This is a genomic window from Neobacillus cucumis (genome assembly GCF_023715505.1).
Map to the genome: position 1 here is coordinate 218,525 of NZ_JAMBOH010000005.1, position 26,579 is coordinate 245,103.

At 39.3% G+C, this 26,579-nt stretch carries 25 protein-coding genes; all 25 read right to left on the reverse strand.

Annotated elements, in window-relative coordinates; translation table 11 throughout:
- Window positions 1-13: 13 nt before the first annotated feature.
- Entirely contained in the window at window positions 14-691 is a 678-nt protein-coding gene (locus M3226_RS10065; RefSeq protein WP_251564915.1) for a YggS family pyridoxal phosphate-dependent enzyme, read from the reverse strand.
- 6 nt (window positions 692-697) lie between these two features.
- Window positions 698-1,516, reverse strand: coding sequence for a peptidoglycan editing factor PgeF (pgeF, locus tag M3226_RS10070; protein ID WP_251564916.1), 819 nt, complete (start codon window positions 1,514-1,516; stop codon window positions 698-700).
- Window positions 1,517-1,585: 69 nt separating this feature from the next.
- Window positions 1,586-1,855, reverse strand: a complete 270-nt coding sequence (locus M3226_RS10075) for a YlmC/YmxH family sporulation protein (RefSeq protein ID WP_251564917.1) — start codon at window positions 1,853-1,855, stop codon at window positions 1,586-1,588.
- An 88-nt stretch (window positions 1,856-1,943) separates the two neighbouring features.
- A complete protein-coding gene (gene sigG, locus M3226_RS10080) occupies window positions 1,944-2,723 on the reverse strand; it encodes an RNA polymerase sporulation sigma factor SigG (RefSeq protein ID WP_040204876.1) in 780 nt (259 codons plus the stop codon).
- A gap of 228 nt (window positions 2,724-2,951) precedes the next feature.
- Window positions 2,952-3,671 (reverse strand): RNA polymerase sporulation sigma factor SigE, encoded by a 720-nt coding sequence (gene sigE, locus M3226_RS10085; RefSeq protein ID WP_251564919.1) that lies wholly within the window; start codon window positions 3,669-3,671, stop codon window positions 2,952-2,954.
- Between the two features lie 50 nt (window positions 3,672-3,721).
- Complete coding sequence (gene spoIIGA / locus M3226_RS10090) at window positions 3,722-4,657, reverse strand: sigma-E processing peptidase SpoIIGA (RefSeq protein ID WP_308211939.1); 936 nt, start codon at window positions 4,655-4,657, stop codon at window positions 3,722-3,724.
- 309 nt (window positions 4,658-4,966) lie between these two features.
- Window positions 4,967-6,100: a cell division protein FtsZ gene (gene ftsZ / locus M3226_RS10095; RefSeq protein WP_251564922.1), complete on the reverse strand. Its 1,134-nt coding sequence runs from the start codon at window positions 6,098-6,100 to the stop codon at window positions 4,967-4,969.
- Window positions 6,101-6,134: 34 nt separating this feature from the next.
- Window positions 6,135-7,436, reverse strand: coding sequence for a cell division protein FtsA (ftsA, locus tag M3226_RS10100; protein WP_251564923.1), 1,302 nt, complete (start codon window positions 7,434-7,436; stop codon window positions 6,135-6,137).
- Window positions 7,437-7,559: 123 nt separating this feature from the next.
- Window positions 7,560-7,922: a small basic family protein gene (locus tag M3226_RS10105; protein ID WP_098527034.1), complete on the reverse strand. Its 363-nt coding sequence runs from the start codon at window positions 7,920-7,922 to the stop codon at window positions 7,560-7,562.
- Window positions 7,922-8,653: a DUF881 domain-containing protein gene (locus M3226_RS10110; RefSeq protein WP_251565133.1), complete on the reverse strand. Its 732-nt coding sequence runs from the start codon at window positions 8,651-8,653 to the stop codon at window positions 7,922-7,924. Before M3226_RS10110 ends, M3226_RS10105 begins: the two co-directional genes overlap by 1 nt.
- A 44-nt stretch (window positions 8,654-8,697) precedes the next feature.
- On the reverse strand, window positions 8,698-9,408 hold the full coding sequence (locus tag M3226_RS10115; protein ID WP_251564926.1) for a DUF881 domain-containing protein: 711 nt from the start codon (window positions 9,406-9,408) through the stop codon (window positions 8,698-8,700).
- Window positions 9,401-10,174 carry a cell division protein FtsQ/DivIB gene (locus M3226_RS10120; protein ID WP_251564928.1) on the reverse strand — a complete coding sequence of 258 codons (774 nt, stop codon included), beginning with the start codon at window positions 10,172-10,174 and terminating at the stop codon, window positions 9,401-9,403. The genes M3226_RS10115 and M3226_RS10120 overlap by 8 nt, the downstream gene beginning before the upstream one ends.
- A gap of 251 nt (window positions 10,175-10,425) precedes the next feature.
- On the reverse strand, window positions 10,426-11,331 hold the full coding sequence (murB, locus tag M3226_RS10125; RefSeq protein ID WP_251564930.1) for a UDP-N-acetylmuramate dehydrogenase: 906 nt from the start codon (window positions 11,329-11,331) through the stop codon (window positions 10,426-10,428).
- Window positions 11,332-11,391: 60 nt separating this feature from the next.
- Window positions 11,392-12,495: an undecaprenyldiphospho-muramoylpentapeptide beta-N-acetylglucosaminyltransferase gene (gene murG, locus M3226_RS10130; protein WP_251564931.1), complete on the reverse strand. Its 1,104-nt coding sequence runs from the start codon at window positions 12,493-12,495 to the stop codon at window positions 11,392-11,394.
- A 216-nt stretch (window positions 12,496-12,711) separates the two neighbouring features.
- The gene (gene spoVE, locus M3226_RS10135; RefSeq protein ID WP_285857801.1) at window positions 12,712-13,776 is read right to left on the reverse strand and encodes a stage V sporulation protein E; all 1,065 of its coding nucleotides are present in this window, start codon (window positions 13,774-13,776) and stop codon (window positions 12,712-12,714) included.
- Window positions 13,777-14,168: 392 nt separating this feature from the next.
- On the reverse strand, window positions 14,169-15,521 hold the full coding sequence (murD, locus tag M3226_RS10140) for a UDP-N-acetylmuramoyl-L-alanine--D-glutamate ligase (RefSeq protein ID WP_251564936.1): 1,353 nt from the start codon (window positions 15,519-15,521) through the stop codon (window positions 14,169-14,171).
- Entirely contained in the window at window positions 15,522-16,499 is a 978-nt protein-coding gene (gene mraY / locus M3226_RS10145) for a phospho-N-acetylmuramoyl-pentapeptide-transferase (protein ID WP_251564938.1), read from the reverse strand.
- 1 nt (window position 16,500) lies between these two features.
- A complete protein-coding gene (locus tag M3226_RS10150; RefSeq protein ID WP_251564940.1) occupies window positions 16,501-16,944 on the reverse strand; it encodes a hypothetical protein in 444 nt (147 codons plus the stop codon).
- 2 nt (window positions 16,945-16,946) lie between these two features.
- On the reverse strand, window positions 16,947-18,407 hold the full coding sequence (locus tag M3226_RS10155) for a UDP-N-acetylmuramoyl-L-alanyl-D-glutamate--2,6-diaminopimelate ligase (protein WP_251564942.1): 1,461 nt from the start codon (window positions 18,405-18,407) through the stop codon (window positions 16,947-16,949).
- Between the two features lie 190 nt (window positions 18,408-18,597).
- Window positions 18,598-20,517, reverse strand: coding sequence for a stage V sporulation protein D (locus tag M3226_RS10160; RefSeq protein WP_251564944.1), 1,920 nt, complete (start codon window positions 20,515-20,517; stop codon window positions 18,598-18,600).
- Window positions 20,518-20,645: 128 nt separating this feature from the next.
- The gene (locus M3226_RS10165; RefSeq protein WP_251564946.1) at window positions 20,646-22,880 is read right to left on the reverse strand and encodes a penicillin-binding protein; all 2,235 of its coding nucleotides are present in this window, start codon (window positions 22,878-22,880) and stop codon (window positions 20,646-20,648) included.
- The gene (gene ftsL / locus M3226_RS10170) at window positions 22,877-23,236 is read right to left on the reverse strand and encodes a cell division protein FtsL (RefSeq protein ID WP_098527022.1); all 360 of its coding nucleotides are present in this window, start codon (window positions 23,234-23,236) and stop codon (window positions 22,877-22,879) included. The genes M3226_RS10165 and ftsL overlap by 4 nt, the downstream gene beginning before the upstream one ends.
- A 96-nt stretch (window positions 23,237-23,332) precedes the next feature.
- Window positions 23,333-24,265 carry a 16S rRNA (cytosine(1402)-N(4))-methyltransferase RsmH gene (rsmH, locus tag M3226_RS10175; RefSeq protein WP_251564948.1) on the reverse strand — a complete coding sequence of 311 codons (933 nt, stop codon included), beginning with the start codon at window positions 24,263-24,265 and terminating at the stop codon, window positions 23,333-23,335.
- A gap of 64 nt (window positions 24,266-24,329) precedes the next feature.
- Window positions 24,330-24,761, reverse strand: a complete 432-nt coding sequence (gene mraZ / locus M3226_RS10180; protein WP_144562570.1) for a division/cell wall cluster transcriptional repressor MraZ — start codon at window positions 24,759-24,761, stop codon at window positions 24,330-24,332.
- A gap of 157 nt (window positions 24,762-24,918) precedes the next feature.
- Window positions 24,919-26,553 (reverse strand): bacillithiol biosynthesis cysteine-adding enzyme BshC, encoded by a 1,635-nt coding sequence (gene bshC, locus M3226_RS10185; protein WP_251564950.1) that lies wholly within the window; start codon window positions 26,551-26,553, stop codon window positions 24,919-24,921.
- Window positions 26,554-26,579 lie beyond the last annotated feature (26 nt).

The window sequence follows — 26,579 nt, forward strand, 5'->3', positions numbered from 1 at the left end:
TTCTTACCTCTCCTTAACCTTCTTCACCAACAAGTGCTGTGCCTATTCTAATCATTGTGGCCCCTTCTTCAATGGCAATGGCAAAATCGTTAGACATGCCCATCGAAAGGTTAGTACATGGTGCAAACTCCAACTTCAAATTCTGTACTTGTTCACGAAGTTCTTTTAATTTCCGAAAACAATCCCGTAGAATTTGTTCATCATCTGTTAATGGGGCCATTGTCATAAGGCCATCAATGATTATATGTTCAAAGTTTGAAAGCTTTTTAATAAAAGGGATGGTTTCTTCAGCCGAAATGCCATGTTTAGACTCTTCACCCGAAACATTAACTTGAACAAGGCATTTTAATTTATGGTTTGCACGCTTATTAATTTCTTCCGCAAGTGAAAGACGGTCCAACGAATGAATATATTCAACCTTATCAATGATATTTTTCACTTTGCGTGTTTGCAATGTCCCGATATAATGCCATGCAGGCTTGTCCTGTAATACGTCCCACTTTTCTAAGAGACTGTCATCACGGTTTTCACCGAGATTATTAATACCTGCATCAAGTGCTTCTTGAGCTCGCTCAATACTGACATATTTTGTGACTGCTATCAACGTCACTTCATCACTGCTCCGACCTGCTTTTTGGCACGCTTCAATTATTTGTTGATTAATTCGCTTTAAATTTTCAATTACCTTCATGGTGACCTACTTCTCCTTCCAGCCAATAAAACTCATCATTCTTCCTGTTTTGCCTTTATCACGGCGGTGAGAGAAAAATTCTTCATCATCGCAGCTTGAACATAAACTTGTTTGAAGAATATTTTGCTCCGGAACACCGGATGCAAGAAGAATTTGTCGATTCAATTCCTGTAAATTAAGGGAATATTGCCCTTCTGTAATTAAATTATAGGTTAATGCTCCGCCTTCTTCTAGTGCTTTTTCTACAAAGTTAATAACATGTTTATCGACAATATAACATTTTTCGCATATGGATGGTCCAATGGCGACAAAAATCTCCTCTGGTCTAATATTCTCTTGACGCCAAGCTTCTATCATTTTCTTGGCTATTTGACCAACGCTCCCTTTCCAGCCGGCGTGAGCGACTCCAATCATCCTTTTCTCAGGGGAAATAAAAAAAAGAGGGACACAGTCAGCAAAACAAAGTGTTAATAGGATTCCCTCTTCATCCGTATAAAAACCATCTGTCCCTTTAAAGGAATTTTCGTATGAATCGGATCCAGTTCCACGATCTGCTTTTGTTATTTTCCTGAGAACGGTTTCGTGTGTTTGTTCAGCTCCAACCCAGCTGGATAACGGGAACTGCAGCAATTCAGCTACTTTTTCTCTATTTGAACAAACAGTGGTTACATCATCACCAACATGAAATCCAAGGTTAAGGGTTTTAAAGTATCCCTTGCTCGTCCCTCCATTTTTGGTTGTGAAGCCTGCCTCCAATTTCGGGTTGTGTCTCATCCAGCTATCAATTGATAAAAAGGATTGATTTTTTTTAACAAAGGGTTCCATAAAATTACCTCATTTGTTTTTCTATAGTTTACCATGAAAAGAAAATTTGGTCACCGCAAATGGAAAATATCAAACTTCTGTCTGTTCCCCTATCAGTTCATTGGTGCCTTTATACCTAACTAAAATGACATCTTGGCCAATTTTAATGATATTTTTCCAAGGAATGATAATTTCGTCATCTTTACCAAAAAAACCAAGAACCCTTCCGTTGCCTGATATGATAACAGCCTCAATCTTCCCGGTTGTTAGGTTAATCTCGATATCCCCAATATTTCCAAGCCGTTTTCCATCCGATACATTTACAACGTCTTTTATTTGGAATTCTGAAATTTTCACCACATCACCACTCCCATAACATACTATTATCACTATATGTGGGCACAGGCTATTTTATCTATAAAAAAAAAAGCTGTCCGGCTGGACAGCTTTAACTTTGAATATTTTTATTCATTTGTCTAATGGCTGCTTTTTCAAGACGAGAGACTTGTGCTTGTGAAATACCAATTTCATCTGCCACTTCCATTTGCGTCTTCCCTTGAAAAAACCGCTTTCTAAGTATCAGCTTTTCTCGTTCGTTTAGTCTTCGCATGCCTTCTTTAAGGGCAATTTCTTCAATCCAGTGAATATCTTTATTTTTTTCATCACTTAGCTGGTCCATAACATAAATTGGGTCACCGCCATCATTATAGATGGGTTCAAATAAGGACACCGGGTCTTGGATTGCATCCAAGGCAAAGACGATTTCCTCATGTGGTACCTCTAAGACCTTGGCGATTTCCTCAGCAGTTGGTTCACGTGACGTCTCGCTCATCAAACGCTCCCTAACTTGAAGAGCCTTATACGCAATATCTCTTAACGAACGCGACACACGAATTGGATTATTATCACGCAAGTACCTTCGAATTTCTCCTATGATCATTGGTACGGCATAAGTGGAAAACTTTACGTTTTGACCTAAATCGAAGTTATCAATTGATTTCATGAGTCCAATACAGCCAACCTGAAATAAGTCATCAACAAACTCGCCACGATTGTTAAACCGCTGAATGACACTTAGGACAAGACGTAAATTACCGTTGACAAGCTTTTCACGAGCACTTATATCGCCCTCTTGCATTTGCTTGAAGAGTATTCTCATTTCTTCGTTCTTTAAAACAGGAAGTTTTGATGTGTCTACACCGCAAATCTCAACTTTATTTCGAGTCAATCCTTTTCCCTCCTCACAGGAGCTGCTGTACAAAAAACAGTATCTCCCCGAGAAGGAAAAATATGCACCTGCCCTCGGTGAGGGAAAGGTGCATAAATGTCGAAAAATGCGATGAAATCATGAATTGAATAGGTTTTTAAGGTGAGAAAATTTTTCTTTTATTCTAATCACTACAACGCTCAATGACGAAATTGAGCTGTTTTTACCATAGCTTAACTGAACTAAGCTTTACACCATTTTATTGAATTCTTTCCGCAGCCTTTTAATAATCCGTTTTTCTAGTCTGGAAATATAGGATTGGGAAATCCCAAGCATGTCTGCAACATCCTTTTGGGTTTTTTCTTCTCCATTTGTAAGGCCGAATCTTAGCTCCATAATTTGCTTTTCACGCTCCGTAAGCTGATGCAATGCTTTTGTCAGCAGCTTACGATCCACACTGGCCTCTAAATCTTTTGTAATAATATCATCGTCAGTTCCCAAAACATCTGATAATAACAGTTCATTACCATCCCAATCAATGTTCAGCGGTTCATCAAACGATACTTCTGACCTTATTTTATTATTACGTCTTAAGTACATAAGAATTTCATTTTCAATACATCTTGATGCATATGTAGCTAGTTTTATTTTCTTTTCTGGATTAAATGTATTTACGGCTTTGATTAACCCAATGGTTCCAATACTAATCAGATCCTCAATATTGATGCCTGTATTTTCAAATTTTCTGGCGATGTACACTACAAGGCGAAGATTTCGTTCAATTAGAATCGATCTTGCTGCTTTATCACCTCCGGGAAGCTTTTTTAATAAAACCTCTTCTTCATCCTTACTCAAGGGAGGCGGTAATGCTTCACTCCCGCCAATGTAATAAACTTCATCGGTTTTCAGCCCTAGTTTAATTAGTAATTTATACCAAAGGTAAGTTAAGCGAAATCTCCATTTTTTCATGTATGTTCCTCCTTCTAAAATACGTTTTAATGAGTATAGTATTAGTATTATTAACTTACCTTCACAGCCCCTCCTTGCCGCTTAGGTCCCGTCAGCATTTTAGGATGAACAATACATTGAAACGCATCTTCTGCCGAGAGCTGCTGCATTGTAAACGAGACCAAACCCTTTTCACATAAATATTGGACACCATTATGCTCAATTAAAATTAAATCTGGTTTAATGGCAACAATCAGCTGATGATTCTGCCCAACCACCTTATATGGAATGATTCTCAACCTATGCTGCCATTCATGGCAGCTATCTTGACTTCCCATAATGAACTGTTCAGGATCAGCTGCTGCGAGCTTGCTAACGGACTCAGGGACTGCATCAACTTGGTCTTTAACAGAGACAAACATAACAGGGAGTTTAGACAACGGATCATACAGTTGATTCCCACTGTCGACCAGGCCCTTAAAATGCAATGTTTCATTATCGATAAGAAGTTCAACATCCACAATTTGCTCAAATTGTATTTTGGTCATCTCCATACTTTCTATATTTTTTCTTGCAAAGTGCCAGGCTAATGGAAAACCGATAAGAACGAATAGCCAGCTAATCGGGTCGCCATACCCCTTTACACTTGACGCTAAAACCTTTACGGACATTTTCAAATCAGATTGAATGAAGTAATGAGCCCCCATAATTGCCCCGCCAATTAAAAAAGTAGAAACATATAGCGTCATTAATGCTTTAAAGAAAAAAGTTAACCTCTTAAACCCAAAAGCTATTAATACCATAAACATTGAACAAATTAATTTTGAGATGGGATGGCTTGTATAGGCATTTAGTGGTGTAAACGAAAATAAAATGATCAATGAACCTATAAATCCACCAGTAATTATTCTCCAGATCTGTATACTTCTTTTAAGAAATATTGCCGTTAAGTATAGGAGAAGACTATCGAATAACAAATTAAGAGCCCAAATCACATCAAGATACACCGTCAATCAAGCGTCCTCCTTAATTAGCTATTGGCTACTTAAGTTTCTATTCTTCTGTTTACGAAAAAGTATAACGTACTTTCCTAGCGGAAGTGTGTCACTTTCTGTAATCAAAAAAACAGAAATTTTCACTATACTCAACGGAATTTGTCATATTTATATAGTTGAAAATATTAAAAAGGCGCTGTCCCTAGTGGACAGCGCCTTTTTAATATTATTTAAATTTTTATCTTTCAACTTTTTCTATAGTCTAGCTTCAGCGCCTAGTCACTAGTGTACTTCGTTAAACAGGCGCTTTTAACATCCTTATTATCGTCTACGATTTCTGTTTCGCAGGAATGTTGGAATATCTAATGCATCTTCTTGTGATACATTTGTATTGCGGACTGGTTCTTGTGGGGCTTCTTCACGTTTGTGTTCCCGCTTAACAGGATTAGCAGAAGATTTCACTTGTCCAAATGATGGACGTGTCACTTTTGGCTGAGTTACCTCTTCATTAAAGCCAGTTGCAATTACCGTCACAATAATTTCATCTTTTAAGGTCTCATTGATAACTGAACCAAAAATCATATTGACTTCTTGGTCTGTTGCAGTTGCCACGATATCAGCTGCTTCTTGAACTTCGTAAAGGCTCAAGTTAGATCCGCCCGTAATATTCATTAAAACACCTTGAGCACCATCAATTGATGTCTCAAGTAAAGGTGAATTGATTGCCTTTTTAGCAGCTTCAGTAGCCCGGTTTTCACCTGCGGCAACCCCGATACCCATTAATGCGGAACCTTTATTGGACATAATCGTTTTTACATCAGCAAAGTCCAAGTTAATTAATCCTGGGGTAGCAATTAAATCAGAAATACCCTGAACACCTTGACGTAAGACATTATCAGCTTCGCGGAATGCCTCAAGCATTGGCGTACTTTTATCAACAATTTCAAGCAGTCGGTCGTTTGGAATAACAATGAGTGTATCAACCGCTTCTTTCATTGAACCAATACCGCCCGATGCCTGGTTCGAACGCTTTTTACCTTCAAAGGTAAATGGCCGTGTGACAACACCAACAGTTAAGGCGCCTAAATCGCGTGCGATTTGTGCAATAACCGGAGCAGCACCTGTACCGGTTCCTCCGCCCATTCCTGCCGTCACAAAGACCATATCAGCACCTCTAAGTGCCTCTTCAATTTGCTCTTTACTTTCCTCTGCAGCCTTTTTACCTACTTCAGGATTAGCACCTGCCCCAAGCCCGCGGGTAAGTTTAGCACCAATCTGCATTTTAACTTCAGCTTTTGATAGATTTAAGGCTTGTGCATCTGTATTAACGGCGATAAATTCTACGCCTTGAACTCCATGCTCAATCATTCGGTTTACTGCGTTATTGCCTCCGCCGCCAACTCCGATTACCTTTATTGTTGCAAGAGAATCTAAATTTGTATCAAATTCTAACATGACAAATCCTCCTAATTCGTCGATTTACTTTTCCTTATTCGAAAAAGTAACCAAGGAATTTTTTTACTTTTGATGACATTTTTTCTTCCGGATGTTTTTCTACCTTAGGTTTAGGCTGATGTTGTTTTGGTATTCTTTTTTCGATTGGCTCAGAAACCGAAACGGCTTGGGTCGAACCATTGGTTCCCCCTGGTAATCTAGCATTCTTGTAAGCGTACTTAATTAAGCCAACCGCTGTCGTATATTGAGGTTCTCTTACACCTATATAATCAGGTGAGGCAATACGAACTGGATTTTGGAACATATCTTGGGCAAGTTCCAATAAACCTTGCATTTTTGCTGATCCACCTGTTAAGACAAAACCACCAGGTAAATCCATTACACCCAAGCGTTTCAATTCATTTGCGATCAATTCAAAAATTTCTTCCATTCTAGCTTCAATAATTTCAGACACATAGAGTTGGTTAAATTGCTGATGCTGGTCACTTCCAATGATTGGTACGCTGAAGAACTCATCTTCTGAGGCATTATCATAAAAGGCATGTCCATATTTTATCTTAATATTTTCAGCATCCTCTGTTGAGGTATGCAAAACTTTAGAAAGATCATTTGTAAGAAGATCACCGCCAACGGGAATCACACTGGTTGCTTTTAAGAACCCTTCTTCAAACACAGCAATCGTAGTGGATCCGCCGCCGATATCGATCATGGCTACACCTAGATTTTTCTCATCCTTTGATAAGGCAAAATCTCCTGCTGCCAATGGCTGCAGGATAATATCTAAAATTTCTAAACCTGCACGTTCCACACAGCGTAATGTGTTAATGATAATCGATTTTGAACCAGTAATAAGAGTTCCTTCCATTTCTAAGCGAACACCAATCATCCCGCGCGGATCATTGATTTCATCCTTACCATCGAGAATAAATTGTTTTCGAATGACACCAATATTTTCTCTTTCTGGTGATATAGAACCCACATGTGATGCTTCAATGACACGAATGACGTCCTCATTCGTTATTTCCCGGTTTTGACTTGAAACCGCTACTATACCATGACAATTATGGAGCATAATATCTCTTCCAGATATACCGACCACTACTTCGCGGATTTCCATTCCGATCATTCTTTCTGCCTGTTCAATTGCCCGCTTAATAGAATGAACGGTATCATCCATATCAACGATGGACCCTTTTCGTAAACCTTCTGATTTTACATTGCCAACACCAATTATATTTAACGTGTCTTTTCCAGAGTCATTGACCATTTCACCAATGATTACTTTTACACTGGATGTACCGATGTCAAGACTAACATATATTTCATTGCTGTTCATTCTATGGCACCTCCTTTTAATCTCCTTGGATAGAACAACAATTTCTTTTTTTGTTCAGTACTAGTTTCATAGTCATATCTTATAAAATTATTCGTCACAACTACATATTTCCCTTTAAAAATTTCAACTTTTTTCTATTTTTTCTTTGTTTGTTGACCATTTTGTCAATAATATTCTACGTATGACGGCAATATTTTGAAACAATCTGACACCAAACGCAAAAACCGCTGCTAAATACAAGTCTACACCAAGATGAACACCGAGAAAAGCTAAACTTGCTGCAAGGACAATATTAAAAAAGAATCCTGATACAAACACCTTTTCATCATAAATATTTTGCAAGTATGCCCTAATCCCTCCGAAAAGTGTGTCAAAAGCTGCCAGAATAGCAATCGACAAATAATTGGAATACTCCTCAGGAATTCGAATTTCAGTTAGTAATCCAAGGATGATCCCAATTATCAGTCCTATAAACGGAAGCCACATCAGGAACCTCCTCCCTCTTTAATCGGGTCCATATACTTAACCCGTATGGAGTTATCATAGGCAGGTATCGTAATGTCGGGATTTGATGTCGAAACGGATAGTCTTAAGCTTTCAGTGAAAAATTCATCCCTGGCTTTTGAAACCTTCATCCGATTTGATAATTTTTCTGCAATATTCATATCATCCACGCCTACTTTAATCTCAATTGGCAGCCCTCTTAAGGTATGTCCATCAATTTTTGTTTCTCCATTTATATCCCTGATAACCGTGGTATTAATGATCCTTTGACCATCTATTGCCACGTATTTAGCCTCATACATATTCAATTCATTTATTAACCTTTTTAATAGTTCCGGTGAAACAGAATCATTAACTGAAGTTCCCAGTTGAACATCCTCAATCACCGGCTCAATCAAAAGGGTTATCCCAGGACCGGTTATGTTGGTCAATCCTGCTTCAATTTTCAACTCTTGTAATGTATCCTTTAACGCTTGTTCCTTACTTTGTACTCGTTTAGATTCATAGGCTGATAGTTTTTCTTCGTTAGAACGTATCTCACTTAATAAATTAGTTTGAAATTCTTTTTCTTTTAGCAAAGCCTCACGAAGCTGCCAAATATCTCGTGTATCACGTTCTACTGGTTTTTTCACGGTTTGAAATTGAATGGCTATCATAAATCCAACTAAAGTTGCTATTAAGGTAAGACTTAAATTTAATTTTGGCTTGTCCACTTTTTTCACCTGACCTTCTCCATTCTTTTCATTGTGGACATTAATTAGCTACCCAAAATTGGATCTAGAACCAATTCATCTTCCGTTTCCAGTGTAAAAACGACATTATCATTGACCAATTGGTCCTTAACGCCTCCTGTAAGGTTTAGCGATGAAGACAGGACCTCTGGATTACCTATCGCCGTAATGACAAATGGGGCAGGATATGGCACCCCATCCACAGTAATAACAGGCCCGTTACACACAATATAGGAGTGGCTCGTAAGCCTTTGACCGTTTATGGCTATAGCTGCTGCACCTGAGATATACAGTTCGTTCACTACTTTAAAAACATGCTGTTCATGAACAAGGTAATTGTTCACATTGTCTTCTTTCGGGTCATAGGCTCCATCAGACAGGGTCACCTTTACACCCTTCCCCTTTACCTTAACTTTTCCGAGGAACATTCGATATTTTTCGGCATCCTGCGCCAGATTAAGGAAAACTTGGGTCTCTTTCGAAAGACTTTTTTCATTTTTTAGGACTTTTTCCTGCGTTTGATTTAATTCCTTTTGCAACTTACGATTTGTTTCCTCTTGAGCAATTAATTGGTTTCTTAATCCTAAGGTTTTTTCGTATTGTGTACCTGAAAGATTCCTTTTTTCATTTTGGTGCTTAATTTGTGTAAGGTGAAATGAGAATGCAACCATAAACCCCAGAACTAAGCAGACAAGGGACAGGATGAAATGCTTCCCCCTCACCTTTATCTTATTCACCGTCTTTTTCCTCCACCACTGGTTCAAAAGCCTTAAAATACGAACCTACTTCTAAGTCGATTAATCCCTTTTTATTAGGATCTAACTGGCTAATGATTGAAGGATAATGAACCATCTTTTCTGAAAAACTTCTAAGTGTTGCACTAACTTCAAAGCCATCATTCATAAATAAGGAAATATGATAATGATCAGTTTTTTTCGGAGAATAATGTATTTCAGAAATGGAGTTTGTAATTTCAATCGGAAGTTTTTCTAATTCTTTAACCATTAGGTTAAGAACTGAACCTTCCTTAAATTCGAAAAGAATCGGAGAATTAACTGGGATTATTTCCGTTTTTCTATCCTTTAAAATCTTACCGTTTTCCATAATTGGCAGGTAGCTTTTCCCTCTTTTTAAGTATGCTACTCTCTTATGTTCTTTTACTTGGATTTGAATCGAATTAGGCCACTGTATTTGAACATTTACCTCGTTAATTTCTGATAAATGATCTAGTTTTGAAGCAATATTACTCTTTTTTATCTTCCAAATATTCGTGTCCTCGGTAATACCACTCGCCTTAATTATTTGAGAATCTTCATATACTTCATTCCCAGTTACATGAATATGTTTTACATGACTTAATGGAGATTGAGAATAGGCCACAACAACTATCATTGTAAAAAACAAAATTAGCAGGAGAACAAGGCGTCTATTTGCCTTTTTTCGTCTTTGCTCCTTAAGTTTTGGAATACGATCTTCAAGAGCAACGATTTTATCATTTTCCATCCATAACTCTCCTCCAAAAGAAAAGCGTGAGCGCTCAATGCGCGCTTAAATTATAGTTGACAAAATATGTATGAAACTTAAAAACTATAAGCAGTTGCCCCAAAGCTTGTCTATGTTACATATAAAGAGAAACAACGGCACGAAAATTCATGCCGTCACTGATTTTCTTGCTAGAATCTACGTATTATATTAACTGTAATTATAACACAATAATTGTCATTCGTAAGGAATTTCTTACAGGGAAAGTAAGGTTATCGCCCGATTATCTCCACCTCTGTCTCCATCTTAACTTGATAAAGATTAAAAATGGTGTCCTTTACATACTGTATTAAGGATAGAACATCCGCAGCTGTAGCATTACCGGCGTTAACAATAAAATTCCCGTGCATTTCTGAAATTTTCGCCCCGCCAATGCTGTAACCCTTTAAACCTGCATCCTCGATTAATTTTCCTGCATAATTCGGCAGAGGGTTCCGGAATATACTACCTGCACAAGGGAAATTCCATGGTTGTGTTTCTTTCCGATAATCCTTGTTTTTTTGCATTTGGGCTACTATCGCTGTCCGATCACCTTGAGAAAGCTTAAAAACTGCTTCTATGACAATCCCTGGGCGTTTCTTTTGAAGAATGGATGTTCGATAAGAAAACTCCATTTCTTGATTCGTCAGCCATTCCATCGATCCGTCCTCAAATAGAATATGAGCTTTTGTTAAAATTTTGCTAATATCTGATCCATGTGCACCAGCATTCATGTATACAGCCCCGCCGACCGAACCAGGAATACCGCTGGCGAATTCTAAGCCCGAAAGCCCTTTTTTACTGATGGAAGTAGCTAGACTAACAAGGGAATAACCACCGCCGACAGTGATTTCAGTTTCGCTAATTTCGAGGTGGTCTAAGCCCGAACCAAGCTTAATGACCACCCCTTCAATCCCCTTATCTGAGACTAACAAATTGGATCCTCTGCCAATTGCCCGCCAGTTCATAGCGTTCTTTTCAATTACCTCCATAACCTTTTTTAAATTATCGACTGATGAAGGTTCTATAAAAAGGTCTGCAGGACCGCCAATTTTAATTGTTGTATGATTTAACAAAAGTTCGCTTTGTTTCACTTTTCCAATATTAAGGTTTTGCAATTCTGATACAATTGCGTCCATCAATACCACCTAACTTTCCTAGATGCGTTTTTTTCAGTTTATGCATGAAAATAATTTGGGCTACTTTCGATTTGTTTTGACAAGTTGCTTCATTACGGCATACAGCCGCATTGCCGAATCTGGAACGCCCATTTTTTTTGCCTTTGCCTTCATATCCTTTAAATGCTCGCTATTTAATAGGATTTGATCGATGTGGCTGACTAGACTTTTATTATTTAGATCCTTTTCTAATAGCAATTGGGCGGCACCATGGTCACTTAAAGACCTTGCATTTTTTTCTTGATGGTTATTCGTCACGTACGGACTGGGAACCAAGATACTTGGAATTCCTAACGAGGTTAATTCGGCAAGTGTAGTGGCTCCTGCTCTTGATACGACCAGATCAATCCCTGCCAGTACTTCTGGCATGTTATGAATAAATGGCTTAATCACCACATTTTTTGGATTACCTACTAGCTCTACTTCCTTTTGGACAGCCTCATAATGTACATCACCCGTTATATAGAGCACCTGGTATGGTTTTTCAGCTAATTCGGCGAGTGCCTTTACAACTGCTTCATTAATCGGCCTTGCCCCTCGGCTTCCTCCAAAGATTAGCACGGCTGGTTTTGTGGCACTAAGGCCTGCTGAAAGTCTTCCTTTAATCCCATCCTTACCAAGAACCTCTGAAGCTCGAGGATTCCCCGTAAAAACAACTTTCTCACTTGGAAAATATTCTTTTGCTTCTTCAAAACAAATTGCGATTTTATTCACATATCTGCTTAAGAATTTATTAGTTAAACCGGGGACACTATTTTGTTCGTGAATAATCGTTGGAATTCCAACTCCTTTTGCAGCATAAACAACAGGTCCACATACATAACCACCTGTTCCAATAACAATATCAGGTTGAAACTCTTTTAGGATTTTCCTACTATCCTGAACACCTTTTAGAAATCTAATAATAGTCTTTACATTTTCAAAGGATAGCTTTCTTTTAAAACCGGTAATATGAATAGATTTAAAAGCAATGTTTTCCCTTGGGACAAGCTTGCTTTCTAAACCATTTGTTGTTCCGATATATAAGAATTCCGCTTCTTTGCTTTCTTTTTGAATTTCTCTAATGAGTGCGAGAGCGGGATATATATGTCCGCCGGTCCCTCCGCCACTTACTACTACTTTCATTTTCTCACCTCTAAAAAGTTGCTAAACACATTCTACTATAAAAACAATAAAAAATACGTTTGAAAAAAGAATTTTATTTAATTGTAATAAAGAAAAGCGTAAGAACCCGTATAGCAACATACACTAGTCGCCGGGCGCTGGAGCTGGACTAGTTTCAAAGACCAGCCTCATTCATTAAACATAAAAAGAACCCTGCCAAGTGAACAGGGTATCAATTTAAAATCTTGAATATCGGCTTATATTAAGGAGAACACCAATTGCCATAAGCATTAACGTTAGCGATGATCCCCCATAACTCAAGAATGGCAGTGTTATACCTGTAACCGGCATGAGCCCAGTGACAACACCAATATTAATCATTACTTGAATGGCCACCATCGCAATAATTCCAACTGCGAGGAAACTTCCATATAAATCAGGTGCACCAAGTGCAATTCGGATTCCCCGCCATAACAATAGGGCAAATAAAAGCAATATGAACGAGCCGCCAATAAAGCCTAGCTCTTCTGATAGAATCGCAAAAATAAAGTCGGTCTGAGGTTCAGGCAGGTAAAAAAACTTCTGCCGGCTCTCACCGAGTCCTAAGCCAAATAATCCGCCTGGACCGATGGCATAAAGGGATTGAATAATTTGAAATCCACTCCCCAATGGGTCCGACCATGGGTCAAGGAAAGAAGTAATCCGCTTAATCCGGTATGGTGCAGAGGCAATTAATCCGACAAACCCTGCTACACCTAGAAGTCCTAAAAAAGCAAAATGGCTGATCCTAGCGCCTGCAATAAAAATCATTACAACACAAGTACCCATCATAACCGTTCCGGTCCCTAAGTCAGGTTGCAGCATAATCATGGCAAAGGCAATAAAGGCAAGACCAAGAGAAGGGATAAGACCCTTTTTAAAGGATGTAATAACTTTTTGCCGTTCAGACAAATATTTAGCTAAGAAGGCGATCATGGCTAATTTCATAAATTCGGATGGCTGTATGGAGAAGGCTCCTACCCCAATCCAGCTTCTTGAACCATTTCGAACATTCCCTATTCCTGGAATTAACACGAGTACTAATAACACAAAGCAAACAATGAGGATTGTTTTGGCATATGTCCGCCAAGTCCAGTAATTTACGTTCATAATAAAAAACATAGCAACGATTCCCACCCCGGCAAATAGGGTTTGCCTTTTTGCAAAGAAAAAGGAATCTTGGAATTTATATTCGGCCCAAATTGCACTAGCACTGTATACCATTATGAGCCCTATTGCTAGTAGTGTGAACGTTACAATCATTAAGATAAAGTCGGGAGTTGTTCTTTTTGTCGGCACCACTATCCACCTCGAACCACGTGTTTTAGGGCTCCGCTTGTATTGATAAGCTGTAAGCTGAACTTAGATGAGTCTCTAGCTTCAGCGCCCAGCGGCTAGCGTCCTTCGCTCTTCTTCCTACGATAAGTCCACAACGAATCGCTATCGCTCTTCGTTTGTCTAGCTGCAGCGCCTAGGGGCTCGGGGCCATAAGCCCATCCGTCAGGAAGGCTAAAAAGCAGCCTTCTCACCGGCTCGTCTTATGCCTGTCGCCCCTGTTCAAGGCGCGCCGCTTTTCTGTTTCCTTTATCTCAGTCGAAGCGCTCCAGGACATAGCGCCGCTAAACGGGCGCTTCCGCTTTTCTTTGGACAAGCCCTTACTTAAGCTTATGCACCGCTTCGATAAAAATGTCTCCCCTGACTTCAAAACTTTTATATTGATCCCAGCTTGCGCAAGCAGGTGATAAAAGGATGACGTCGCCAGGTATGGAGTATCGATATGCTTCCGGCACTGCCTTTTCAACATTATCGACACGGCTGATCGTTTTTATTCCGGCAAGCTTCCCGATCCGCTCAAGTTTAGGAGCGGTTTGGCCAAATGTGATTAACACCTTAACATTTTTTAAGTATGGAATCAGCTCATCAAACTCATTACCGCGGTCAAGACCGCCCGCAAGCAAAATCGTTGGGGCCGTAAAGGCCGACAGAGCCTTAACCGTTGCTAAGATATTCGTAGCCTTCGAATCATTATAAACCTTTCTACCTTTAACATCAGCCACATACTGCAAACGGTGCCTGACACCTGTAAAGGTTTTGAGGACCTTTTGGATAGCGCTGTTTTCTACTCCTGATAGTTTGGCGGCCGTCATGGCAGATAAGATGTTTTCGAGGTTATGTACCCCAGGCAGCACTATTTCGCTTATTTCCATTACCGGTTCACGATTAAAGAACAACCAGCCGTCTTTCATATAAGCACCCACTGCCAGTTCCTTTTTAGTGGAGAAAGGGATAATAGCAGCGTTTGAATTCCGGGCAATTTCCATTGTTTCTTCTTGGTCAGCATTGATTACTAAATAGTCAAGCTCGGTCTGATTTTTCGTAATATTAGCTTTGGCTTGAATGTATTCCTTTCTGGTGCCGTGATAATCCAAATGGGCATCATAAAGGTTTGTGATAATAGCAATTTTCGGAGTAAAGGTGTTAATACCCATTAATTGAAACGAAGATAGTTCAATGACAATGGTATTATCCTTTGCTGCCTTCTGGGCAACACCAGAAGCTACTGTACCGATATTACCAGCTATTAAGGGCTCCTTGTTTCCTTCCTTCATCATTTCATAGACAAGAGTAGTCGTTGTGGTTTTTCCATTAGTTCCTGTAATGCCAATAAAGGGTGCTTCAGAAATTTCATAGGCAAGCTCCACCTCTGTTATAACAGGAATTCCCTTTTCAATTGCCCCTTCTATCATTGGATTATGGTAAGGAATACCAGGGTTTTTCACAATCAGTTCGAAACCCTCATCCAAGAGTTCGATTGGGTGCTCACCACATATTACTTTTATCCCTTGCTCTAGTAATCCCTGAGCCTCGGGATTTTCTGATAATGGCTTTTTATCATTCACAGTAACAAACGCTCCAAGCTTATGTAACAAAGAGGCTGCCGTCACACCACTTTTAGCTAAACCAAGTACAAGAATTTTTTTATAACGATAATTTTCGATCTGTTTCACTTACAACCACACCTCAATATAGATACCTAGTATCGCAAATATTAATCCAACACTCCAAAACGTTACAACAACCCGCCATTCCGACCATCCCACTAGTTCATAATGATGATGCAAGGGGCTCATTCGGAAAATCCGTTTACCAGTAGTCTTAAAGGAAGCTACCTGAAGAATTACTGATAAGGTTTCAATTACAAATACACCGCCAATAATGATAAGCAGGATCTCTAGTTTTGTTAAGATCGCAATCGCGGCAATCGCCCCGCCTAACGCCAATGATCCTGTATCGCCCATAAATACTTTAGCAGGATGGGCATTAAATACCAAGAAACCTAAAACTGCTCCCACAACGGCTACAGAAAACACGGCAATTTCAAATTGATTTTGATTCCAAGCGAGCACAGCAAACGCCCCAAAAGCAATCGCCGCGGTGCCTGACACCAAACCATCAAGGCCATCTGTTAGATTGACAGCATTTGAGAAGCCGACAAGCCAGAAAATGATCAATAATACATAACCCCAGCCTAAATCAATGGAAAAATCACCAAACGGAAACTTGATTTCGGTAGACTGACCAGTATGCTTATAGATTAGATAAAAGATGACAGAAATGATAATTTGCCCTAATAGTTTTTGTCTTGATGTAAGTCCTAAGTTACGTTTTAAGACAACCTTGATAAAATCATCCAAAAACCCCAGCAGTCCAAATCCAAATGTGACAAATAAAAGTAAAAAAGCTGTTACTGGTGTATGGTCTGCGTACTTTGCAATCATGACCAGTGTGGTTATGATGATGGAAAATAAAATCATCACTCCCCCCATTGTTGGGGTACCTGATTTTTTTTGGTGCGATTTAGGACCTTCCTCTCGGATGCTTTGTCCAAATTTCAATCTTCGCAAGAAGGGAATAAAAATTGGAGAAAGTAAAACTGAGACCAAAAAGCCCATTATTATTGTAAAAAAAATAACTTGCTCCTCCATTTTATCCCCTCCTTTCATGATTATTCTGTGATGTTAGGTTTACTAATAGCCCAGCAATATCATATGATTGTTTATTTTTATTAAGAAGTGTTTTGTTTGAAATTTTAAAATTCGTTCTTTCCATATGCTTGTTCGTTTCTCCATCTAATTTTTCAATATAAAATTTAATGATATCTATCATGGCTTCCGCAAGGTCGTTTGTTAAAAAAACAGGAAACTGGGTTGGAATGTAGTGCGGAAGTGTTTCATCTCTATCCCAAATGGCAGCAACAGCCCCGTTAGAAATCGCCTCTAAGAGCTTCCCTGACTCCTTGTTCACAGGCACAAATAATCCCTTAGGCTGTTCCACAGCAGCTCGGTCGGAAACTGTGCTGAACAGAATTTCATCTTGGATTCCTCGTTTATCGGTAAACAAACTTTCCAAGTCTTTTAAAGCTAATAACATAGCTATCTCCCCTTAATTGCTTCCCTTGCCACAAGTCTGTCATCAAAATCAAGAACTTCCTTGCCAATGATTTGATAGGTTTCATGCCCTTTGCCGGCGATTAGAATGACATCTCCAGGTGACGCTTGGCTCACAGCTGTAAATATGGCCTTTCTCCGATCAGGAATGACTTGATAGTTCTCCCCTTGCACCCCTTCTTCCATATCTTTCAAAATGCCTACAGGGTCCTCGCTTCTAGGATTATCCGATGTCAAAATTGGATCCGTTGCAAACTTGCAGGCAATCTGCGCCATTATTGGCCGTTTTGTACGGTCCCGATCCCCGCCGCAGCCTACAATAACAAAAACCCTTTTCTCGGCAAAATGCTGGATCGTTTTTAAAACATTTTCTAAACTATCCGGAGTGTGCGCATAATCCACAATCACTGTAAAGTCTTGCCCTGCATTTACTAGTTCAAATCTTCCCGCAACCCCTTCAACACTTTCAATGGATTGAATAATTTGCTCTATTTCAAGTCCAGATACTAAGGCCGTTGTAATGCTGGCTAAAACATTGTAGACACTAAATTTGCCAATTAACTGCATGCGAATTGGATATGAAACACCCTTCATTTCAAGATCAAAGACTGTCCCTTTTGGAGTCATCTGAATATTTTTGGCCTTAATATCTGCCTCTTGCTCAATTCCGTATGTAACAACATGAGCAGCTGTTGATCGGCTATACATTTCTGCAGCCGGATCATCCGCATTTAAGACAGCGAATTTCGGCTTATTTAAGTCAAAGGTATTGCCAAGCTGCGCAAATAATAAGCTTTTTGCCCGTTTATATTCCTCCATTGTCTGATGATAGTCAAGATGGTCTTGTGTAAGGTTAGTAAAAACGGCCACATTATAATCACAGCCATGCACCCTCCCTAAATCAAGGGCATGGGATGAAACCTCCATAACTGCTGTATTAACACCAGCATCAACCATTTGTTTAAACGTTTTTTGAAGTGTCAGACTTTCTGGGGTGGTATTTTTTGTTTCAATTGTTTTATCAGCGATTTTTGTGTACATTGTGCCAATTAGCCCCGTCTTCTCCCCAGCATCGGCAAATATTTTTTCAATTAAGTGACTCGTGGTGGTTTTTCCGTTTGTGCCTGTTATCCCGATTAAGTGAAGGCTTTTGGTTGGCTGCCCATAAAAAGCATCAGCAAGTACGGCCATCGCCCTCGTGGTATTGTTAACAAGGACAACCGGAACTTCTAAATCTAAAGGTCTTTCAGCAAGAATGGCTACTGCTCCATTTTTAACAGCAGATTCTGCGAAATCATGTCCATCCACGGTGTAACCTTTAATACAAATAAATAAGCTCCCTTTTTGCACCTTCCTATTATCGTTCTCAATCGATGTAATTTCTGGATTTTCCCCTTTATAGGGAACAATTGCATGCAGACTCTCAAGCAGCATTTGTAACTTCATTTTATCTCATATCCTCTCAATACCGAACATTACTAATTCCCAGTTTATCCCTAAAGTAATTTCTTACGAAAGTTCCATCTTATTTTACATTAAAACATTTTATTTTACCATTTAGTAATAAATCCGTAATAAATTTTTTAGGCGGCGGAAAACATTCCGGCCGCCTCCTGTATAAACGCTATTGATTTAATTAGTCACCCTTACCAAAGTAAAGTCTTACTTTTGAGCCTTCTTTTACCTTCGTCCCTGGTTCCGGAGATTGTCTTACCACAACATCCCCTTCTCCACTTCCATCAATCGATAGATTAATAAGCTGTTCCTGAAGTTCACTTTTTGACATGCCTACAAAATCCGGTAATTTAACTAACGGCACATCCGGCCATTTGATTTCTTTTTCTATTTGGTCTTTACGCGGTTGTACTCCCATTGCACTTAAACTGTCCTTCATTATGGCACCAACAATTGGGGCACTGACTGTACCCCCAAAGGCGGTAACCCCTTTAGGATTATCAACGGCTACATAGATAACAATTTGCGGGTCATCTGCAGGCGCAAACCCCATAAAGGAAACGATGAAGTTATTTTCAAGGTATCTTCCATTCTGGGCCTTTTGGGCCGTTCCTGTCTTACCTCCGACGCGATATCCTTCTATGAAGGCCCTGCCCCCTGAACCCTTAGCCACAACGCTTTCTAAAGCATTTCGTATTTCTTTTGATGTTTCTTCCGTAATAACCCGTCTTTTTTCTACAGGCGTATTTCTCATCACCACTTCTTTTGTAATCGGATCAACGAGCTCTTTTGCGATATATGGCTTGTAGAGGATCCCGCCATTGATAGCCGCAGATACAGCTGTAATCTGTTGGATTGGTGTCACAGATACCCCCTGTCCAAAAGCAGTTGTCGCTTGTTCAACCGGACCTACTCGGTTCAAATTAAATAATATTCCTGTTCCTTCGCCTTGCAAATCAATACCTGTCTTTTGACCAAATCCAAAATCCTTAATATACTTAAACAGCTTATCCTTTCCTAACCGTTCCCCTAACTCTACAAACCCCGGGTTACAGGAGTTTTCTACAACCTCGAGGAAGGTTTGGTCCCCATGGCCGCCCCTTTTCCAACACTTTAATCTTGCACCGGCCACTTGAACTGAACCTGAATCATGAAAATGCTCCTTCTCCAAGTTAACCTTTCCTTCATTCAAGGCAGCAGCAAGGGTAATAATTTTAAAAGTCGAACCTGGTTCATAGGTCGACCAGACTGGCAGGTTTCGATTATATACCTCTTGAGAAACATTTCGGAAATTGGCAGGGTCAAATGTAGGCCTGCTTGACATGGCCAATATTTCGCCGTTATTCGGATTCATCGCGATAGCTACGATACCATCTGGATTATATTTTGCCTGCGCAATATCCAGCTCTCGTTCAACAATTGTTTGGATTTTTGAATCAATCGTTAATTTTAGATCAAGCCCTTTAGTGGGCTGCTCATAATCATCTGCCATGTCATTCATTCTTTCCCCTTTGGCATTGGCATAGAATTTCACAGCCCCTCTTTCACCACTTAATTCTTTATCATAGTACTGTTCAAGGCCCATTAAACCTTGATTATCTACCCCAGTAAACCCAAGTACATGCGACAGATAACTTCCATTTGGATAATACCGTTTGGAATCTTCACCTACATAGACTCCTTCGAGACCTAGAGCCCTAATTTCTTTCGCTTTTTCATGGGAAATTTTCCGGCCTTCTTTTAACCGGACTGACGAAGCTCTTTTAGTAATTTCTCGGTAGGCGGTTTCTTTAGACATATTTAATACCGAAGCGAGCTTCTCTGCTGTGGTTGCCGGGTCTTTAATCTGCCGTGGGATAACGTAGACAGTTGGTGCACTAATATTGGTTGCTAACGCTACCCCATTGCGATCGACAATTTTGCCCCGCTCCGGCTCAAAAGGGATGTTCCGGCTCCACGAACCTTTCGCTTTATCGGTCAGCTTATCTCCAAGAACAAACTGGACGTATCCAAGACGAACATCAATAATTAAGAAGGTAAGGAATCCAACGAATAGTGCAATCATTAGCCGTTTTCGAACAGTAACATTAGAAACACGCATATAATGAATGATCCTCCTTTATTCCACATTCACTTTGATTATCGTTCATTTATATGCTTGTACTTTTTTAAATAGAACGGGACAACCATTTAGGTAAATTAAAAACCCGCAAAACAAGCGGGTTTTGATTAGTCTTGTACAGTTGGCTCACCATCAGATTTTTCATTGTCACTTTGATTCTCGTTATTGGTCGTTTGTTCTTCCGGAGTTTTTAAATCAATATTGAGGTAACCCCCACCTTTTAATGGTTCATCCGGCTTAATATTTTGATAGGCAACAAAACCCTGGCCCTTAGAATTCAATTTTAAATTGGCCAAATTAGCCACTTTCATGACATCACGGAGCGACCATCCAGCCATATCAGGTGCCGTCATTTTACCAGAAGTTTTAATGATTACCTTTTCCCCTTCTAATATGGTGGTGCCAGCCTTAGGCAGTTGTCCAGTTATCTTTTTACCGTCACCTATTACGACAGGTTCAAATCCATCTTCTTTTAAACTTTTAACTGTATCCTCCACAGACTCTCCCACCAATTTAGGGAGTTTATTAGTTTCAGCCACTTCTAACTTAGAGGGTTGGATATTTAAATAATTGAGACTATTTTTCATAACCGGATTAAAAATTGCAGATACCGGAATCGCACCTTGACCAGCTTCAGCTCCTTGAAGTCTAGGCTGTTGTACAGCTACATAAACGATTAGTTTCGGGTCATTTTTTGGTGCCATCCCTAAGAAGGAAAAGACATAATTGTTCGCACCGGATAAATATTTACCATTAGGCCCTGGGATATTAGCTGTACCTGTTTTACCGGCAACACTATAACCGTCAATTTTGTAACGTGCCCCCGTGCCATTAGGCGATGTGACAACAGTCTCTAAAATATCTCGAACTTCCTTAGCGGTATCAGCCGATATCGGTGTTGAAACGACTTTCGGTGAGGTTTTTTCAACCGTCTTTCCTGTATCGTGATCAACAATTTTCTTCACAACATGAGGCTGTAACATTTTCCCATCATTAGCAATGGCGGTTGCTGCTTGAATCTGTTGAATGGCGGTAATCGCAGTACCTTGTCCATATGCAGTGGTGATTTTTTCAATTGGGTAGTGATATTGAATTTTCCCTGATGTCTCATTAGGAAGTTCAATACCTGTAGGTTTATCAAAACCAAATTTGGTCAAATACTCCCTAAATTTCTCAAAGCCTAACTTTTCTTTGGCTATTTTAGCAAACGCTACATTGGACGAGCGTTGAACTCCTTCTAGGTAGGTAATGGATCCCCAGCCCGAATAATTGTGATCGTGAATAGTTTGACTTTTTTCTGTTACTTTATAAGAGCCAGATTGATACTTTTCATTTGGATTAAATACACCTTCCTGAACAGCCGCTGCCAGAGTAAAGATTTTCATGGTGGACCCTGGCTCATAGGATGTTTCAATCGCTTCATTATGCCAGCTATCAGTAATTCCTTCTTTTGTTTCCGGCTGGAACGAAGGACGCTGGCCCATTGCCAAAATATCCCCAGTTTTAGGATCAGCAACAATGGCAATAATTTTTTTCGGTTTATAATCCTTTACCACTTGGTCCATCGCATCTTCTAGAAAGGTTTGAATCTTTTGATCAAGTGTTAAATAAACATCATTACCATTTTGTGCTGCAGATATTTTTTCTTTACCATCTGGCAGGATATACCCCCATAAATCACTTTCATAGCTAATACTGCCATTTTTCCCTGTTAGTTGATCATTTAAGGTTTTTTCGATTCCCATTTTCCCGACAGATTTGTAGGTTCCGTCCTTTTGCTCAGTTCGGTCCACATAGCCAACTACATGTGAAGCGAAAATTCCATTTGGATAGAAGCGTTTAGAATCACGAGAAAAGGTAATTCCAGGAAGTTTTAAACTTTCGATTTTTTTCTTTGTATCAAAATCAATATTTCTTCCTTCCTTACCAAACTCCACTTGGAATCGTTTGTTCTTTTTCCCATTTGATAAGATTGTATAAATCTCTGATTCATCTAATTTGATATATTTAGATAATTCACTAGCCGTTTTGTTTAGGTCCTGTACATGTTGAGGTTTTTTAGGATTCGTTGTCATCTTCTTATCTAAGATTGCAATAAGGGTGTAGGCGGCTGTATCCTCAGCCACTGCTACACCATTTCGATCGTAAATAATTCCTCTGTTAGCCTGTAAGGTTCCCTCGCGATTGTATTTTTGCTGGGCCTTGGCGGCAAGGGGCTGCCCATTTACTTCCCCAGAAATTTCAATCGAAAAATACCTGCAAATCAATACAAAAAAGAGCAGGCCGAATATCCCAAACAATATCGCTGCTCCCACATTCATATATGGCTGTTTCTTATTCATTTCTTCTGCACGACCTTGACGTTATTTTCATCTTTTATTAAACCCAATTTTTTAGCCTTTGCAAATATACGGTCATAAGAGCTTAGCTCACTAACTTGCACCTTAAGATCCTCATTAACCTTTTCCTGTTCGTTTATTTTATCCTGAACAATTTGGAGGTCTTTGTTCGCTTCATATAGCTTTGATTGATTTGAAATAAGATGGATTGATCCAAAGCAAACCATTCCGGCAAACACCACTCCAATTATTTTTTCCCCCGGAGTCAGCCAGGACTTTTTAATTTTTACTTCACGCTTAATTTGAACCTTTTGCTCGGTTTGTTGCTGCTCTAATACTTTCCTGGCAAGATTACTCAAATACTTCCCCTCCAGATTCTATAATTTAATAGTAGTTCCTCTTATTTGATTAATGTAAAGCCAAGAGTGCACACAAAAACGTGCACTCTAGAACTTTTATAATTTTTCGGCAATCCGAAGCTTTGCAGACCGCGCCCGGTTGTTTTGCTCCAGTTCTGCTTCAGATGGAAGAATGGGTTTACGCGAAACTAGCTTTAAAATGGGTTTATACGCATCTGGAATGATGGGTAAACCCTTTGGTAATGGGGGTGTCTCACTTGCCTTTTTAAAGGCTGCCTTACAAATTCGATCCTCCAGGGAATGGAAGGTAATCACACTTATTCTGCCCTCAGGATTGAGTATGTCTATGGCTTGGTTTAGAGACTGTTCAAATACGGCCAGTTCATCGTTAACAGCGATTCTGACTGCTTGAAATACTCGCTTAGCAGGGTGTCCACCCTTTCTTCTTGCCGGTGCTGGGATGGCTTCCTTAATTAACTCGACCAGTTCCCCGGTGGTCTCAATCGGCTTAACTGCTCTCGCGCTCTCAATTTTTCGAGCAATTTGCTTTGAAAATTTCTCTTCACCATAACGAAAAAAGATTCGGACGAGATCTTCATATGCCCAGTGATTAATGACGTCGAATGCGGATATATCAGCATCGTTATCCATTCTCATGTCTAACGGGGCATCATGATGGTAACTAAACCCACGCTCAGGTGTATCCAGCTGCGGCGATGATACTCCCAAATCATATAAAATTCCATCTACCTTATAGACTCCGAGTTTTTCAAGCTCTTCCTTCAAATATAAAAAATTACTTTTGATAATGACTAATTGCTCACCATATTCGGCTAATTTCACTTTCGCATTAGCAATGGCGGTTTCATCCTGGTCAAATGCATAAAGTTTTCCACCCGCACCAAGTCTTGAAAGAATAAGAGCGCTATGACCTGCCCCTCCCAATGTACAGTCAACATAGATGCCATCTGACTTAATGTCCAATCCGTCAACAGCTTCATTTAATAACACAGTTGTATGTTCAAACATTTACGTACCTTCCTTTTCCAATCGAACGATATTAACGAGAAATATATTAATATAACTTTTCCCATTATATATCAAAGCCAATCATATTTTCTGCTATTTCAGCAAAAGATTCCTCAGATTGTGAAAAATAATCCTCCCAAATCTGCTTGCTCCAAATTTCAATTCGATTGGAAACACCTAAAATAACACATTCTTTCTCTAATTTAGCATACTGCAATAGTGGTGTTGGGATATTAATTCTTCCTTGTTTATCCAGTTCGCTTTCTGTTGCTCCGGAAAAGAAGAACCTAGTAAAAGCACGGGCATCTTTTTTAGTCAGCGGCAGACCTTTTAATTTTTCTTCTATCAGGCCCCACTCAGATACTGGGTAACCAAACAAACATTGATCCAATCCTCTCGTGATAATAAACATGTCGCCAAGTTCTTCACGGAATTTGGAGGGCACAATTAAACGGCCTTTACTATCAATGCTGTGATGGTACTCACCCATGAACATACCCGATACCCCCACTTTCTATAAAAAATGTACCACATTCCCCCACTTTCCTCCACCTATTTTTTAACTATTCGCCCCACTTTCTAAAAAATCCTTTTTTAGCAGTGATTTTTTAGAAAAAAAAAGAAAAACTCCACGGCTAAAGGTGGAGTTTTATCTATAGTTTTATTACTTTATGCCTGCCATCAAATTCATAGCTTCCAGTCATAATATCATCTATAAAGTTTTGACCATATTGGTTTAAATAATAAAAGATATTCCAAATTCGCTCTTGCGGGGAACCCTCTGGACGTAAGGCAAGGTCAACACGTGCATATTTTTTTAAAACGATATCGTGTTGTAACTTAACGGTTTCTTCAAGTTTCGATTTCATGAAACCAATTTCTTTTAATAGATAATTTTCATTTTTCTTAAGCATTGGTAAAAGCCCGCGATCTAGCTGCTCTGTTTTTACTTTAATTAAATTGTACTGTTCCTGGAGAAGACTAATGGTATTTGTGAATAACTGTTCAAGTTCCTGGTCTTTTATAGCTTCTAAAAATCTTCCTCTATCTTGCTTTGTACCCTTACTTAACACTTCAGCTAAATCTAAGTTCAATTCAGAAAGATCAGTTTCAACCGAACGATCTAAGAAGGTTATATTTAATCGTGGTACAATTGGCGGCATTTTTATATCAAACTGCTCAAAGACAAGTTTTAGCTCCGCCCAATAAGCAATTTCCCCCGGTCCTGCAATAAAGGCTATCGTTGGGAAAAGCCATTCTTGCATTAAGGGACGAGTTACCACATTATTGCTTAAAACAGCTGGATTTTCATTGGCTATTGAAATTAATTCCTCTTTTGAAAAAGAAATCGCTCCACTTTTACCCACAAAGCAATCGTTTTCACGTTCAAACTCCAATAATAGTCTCTCATTTAATCGCTGATCATAATAGAAGAGATTGGCCGCATTCTCTGATGCATCAATTATCTTTGGAAAACCCTTCTTTTCTATTTGCTTTTGCTGCTCTAATAAAGAATAGGTAATCCTGTCGTGATGTTTAATCTGCTGTTTGAAAAATTCCTTTTGTAACTGACGGAATTCTTTGTTACCAGAGTCAACGATGAGAAGCCCATAATCCTTAAATAGTTCCATAATAAGGTTAGCAAAAAAATCAACAAAGGTGGTCGACTTTGCTATTTGCTCCTCAGCTAACGCTAACAGTCCGTTGGTATATTCGGTTTCACCAAAATTCTTTATTAAGTTCTGAACCCAAGAGTGACAAATACCTTTATCCAATACAATATCAGATACCATCTTCTTTTGATGCACCTTTTCAGGATATACCCATTTATCTACACTCTGCTCATTCTGGACAAAAACATGATTGACTTCTTGAAAATCATGATCTTCTCCCGCAATCCAAAAAACAGGGATAACCGGAACACCAAGTTGCCTTTCTTTTTGTTCTGCGAGCTTTATAATAGAAATGACCTTATGTATGGAATAAAGTGGTCCTGTAAGGATCCCTGCTTGTTGACCGCCAATTACGACAAGACTATCAGCTAGTTTAAGTTTATCAATTGATCTCTTTACAGCTTCTGAAGTAGGAAAACTCTCCATAAAGCTTTCAATATGCCGAGCAACCTCGATGCGGGGAAACGCTCTATTGTTTAACTCAGCTATTCTTTTCATATCTTCTTGAGAGTCATTATACCGATAATGAAAAAAAGGCTGTACCTCAACAGATTGTTCCAGATAATTCGATGCAAACCGATTAGTTGCCGGCAAAGAGAGATTCAAAATCTCCATTCGTGTACTTCCTTTCTGTTACCGTG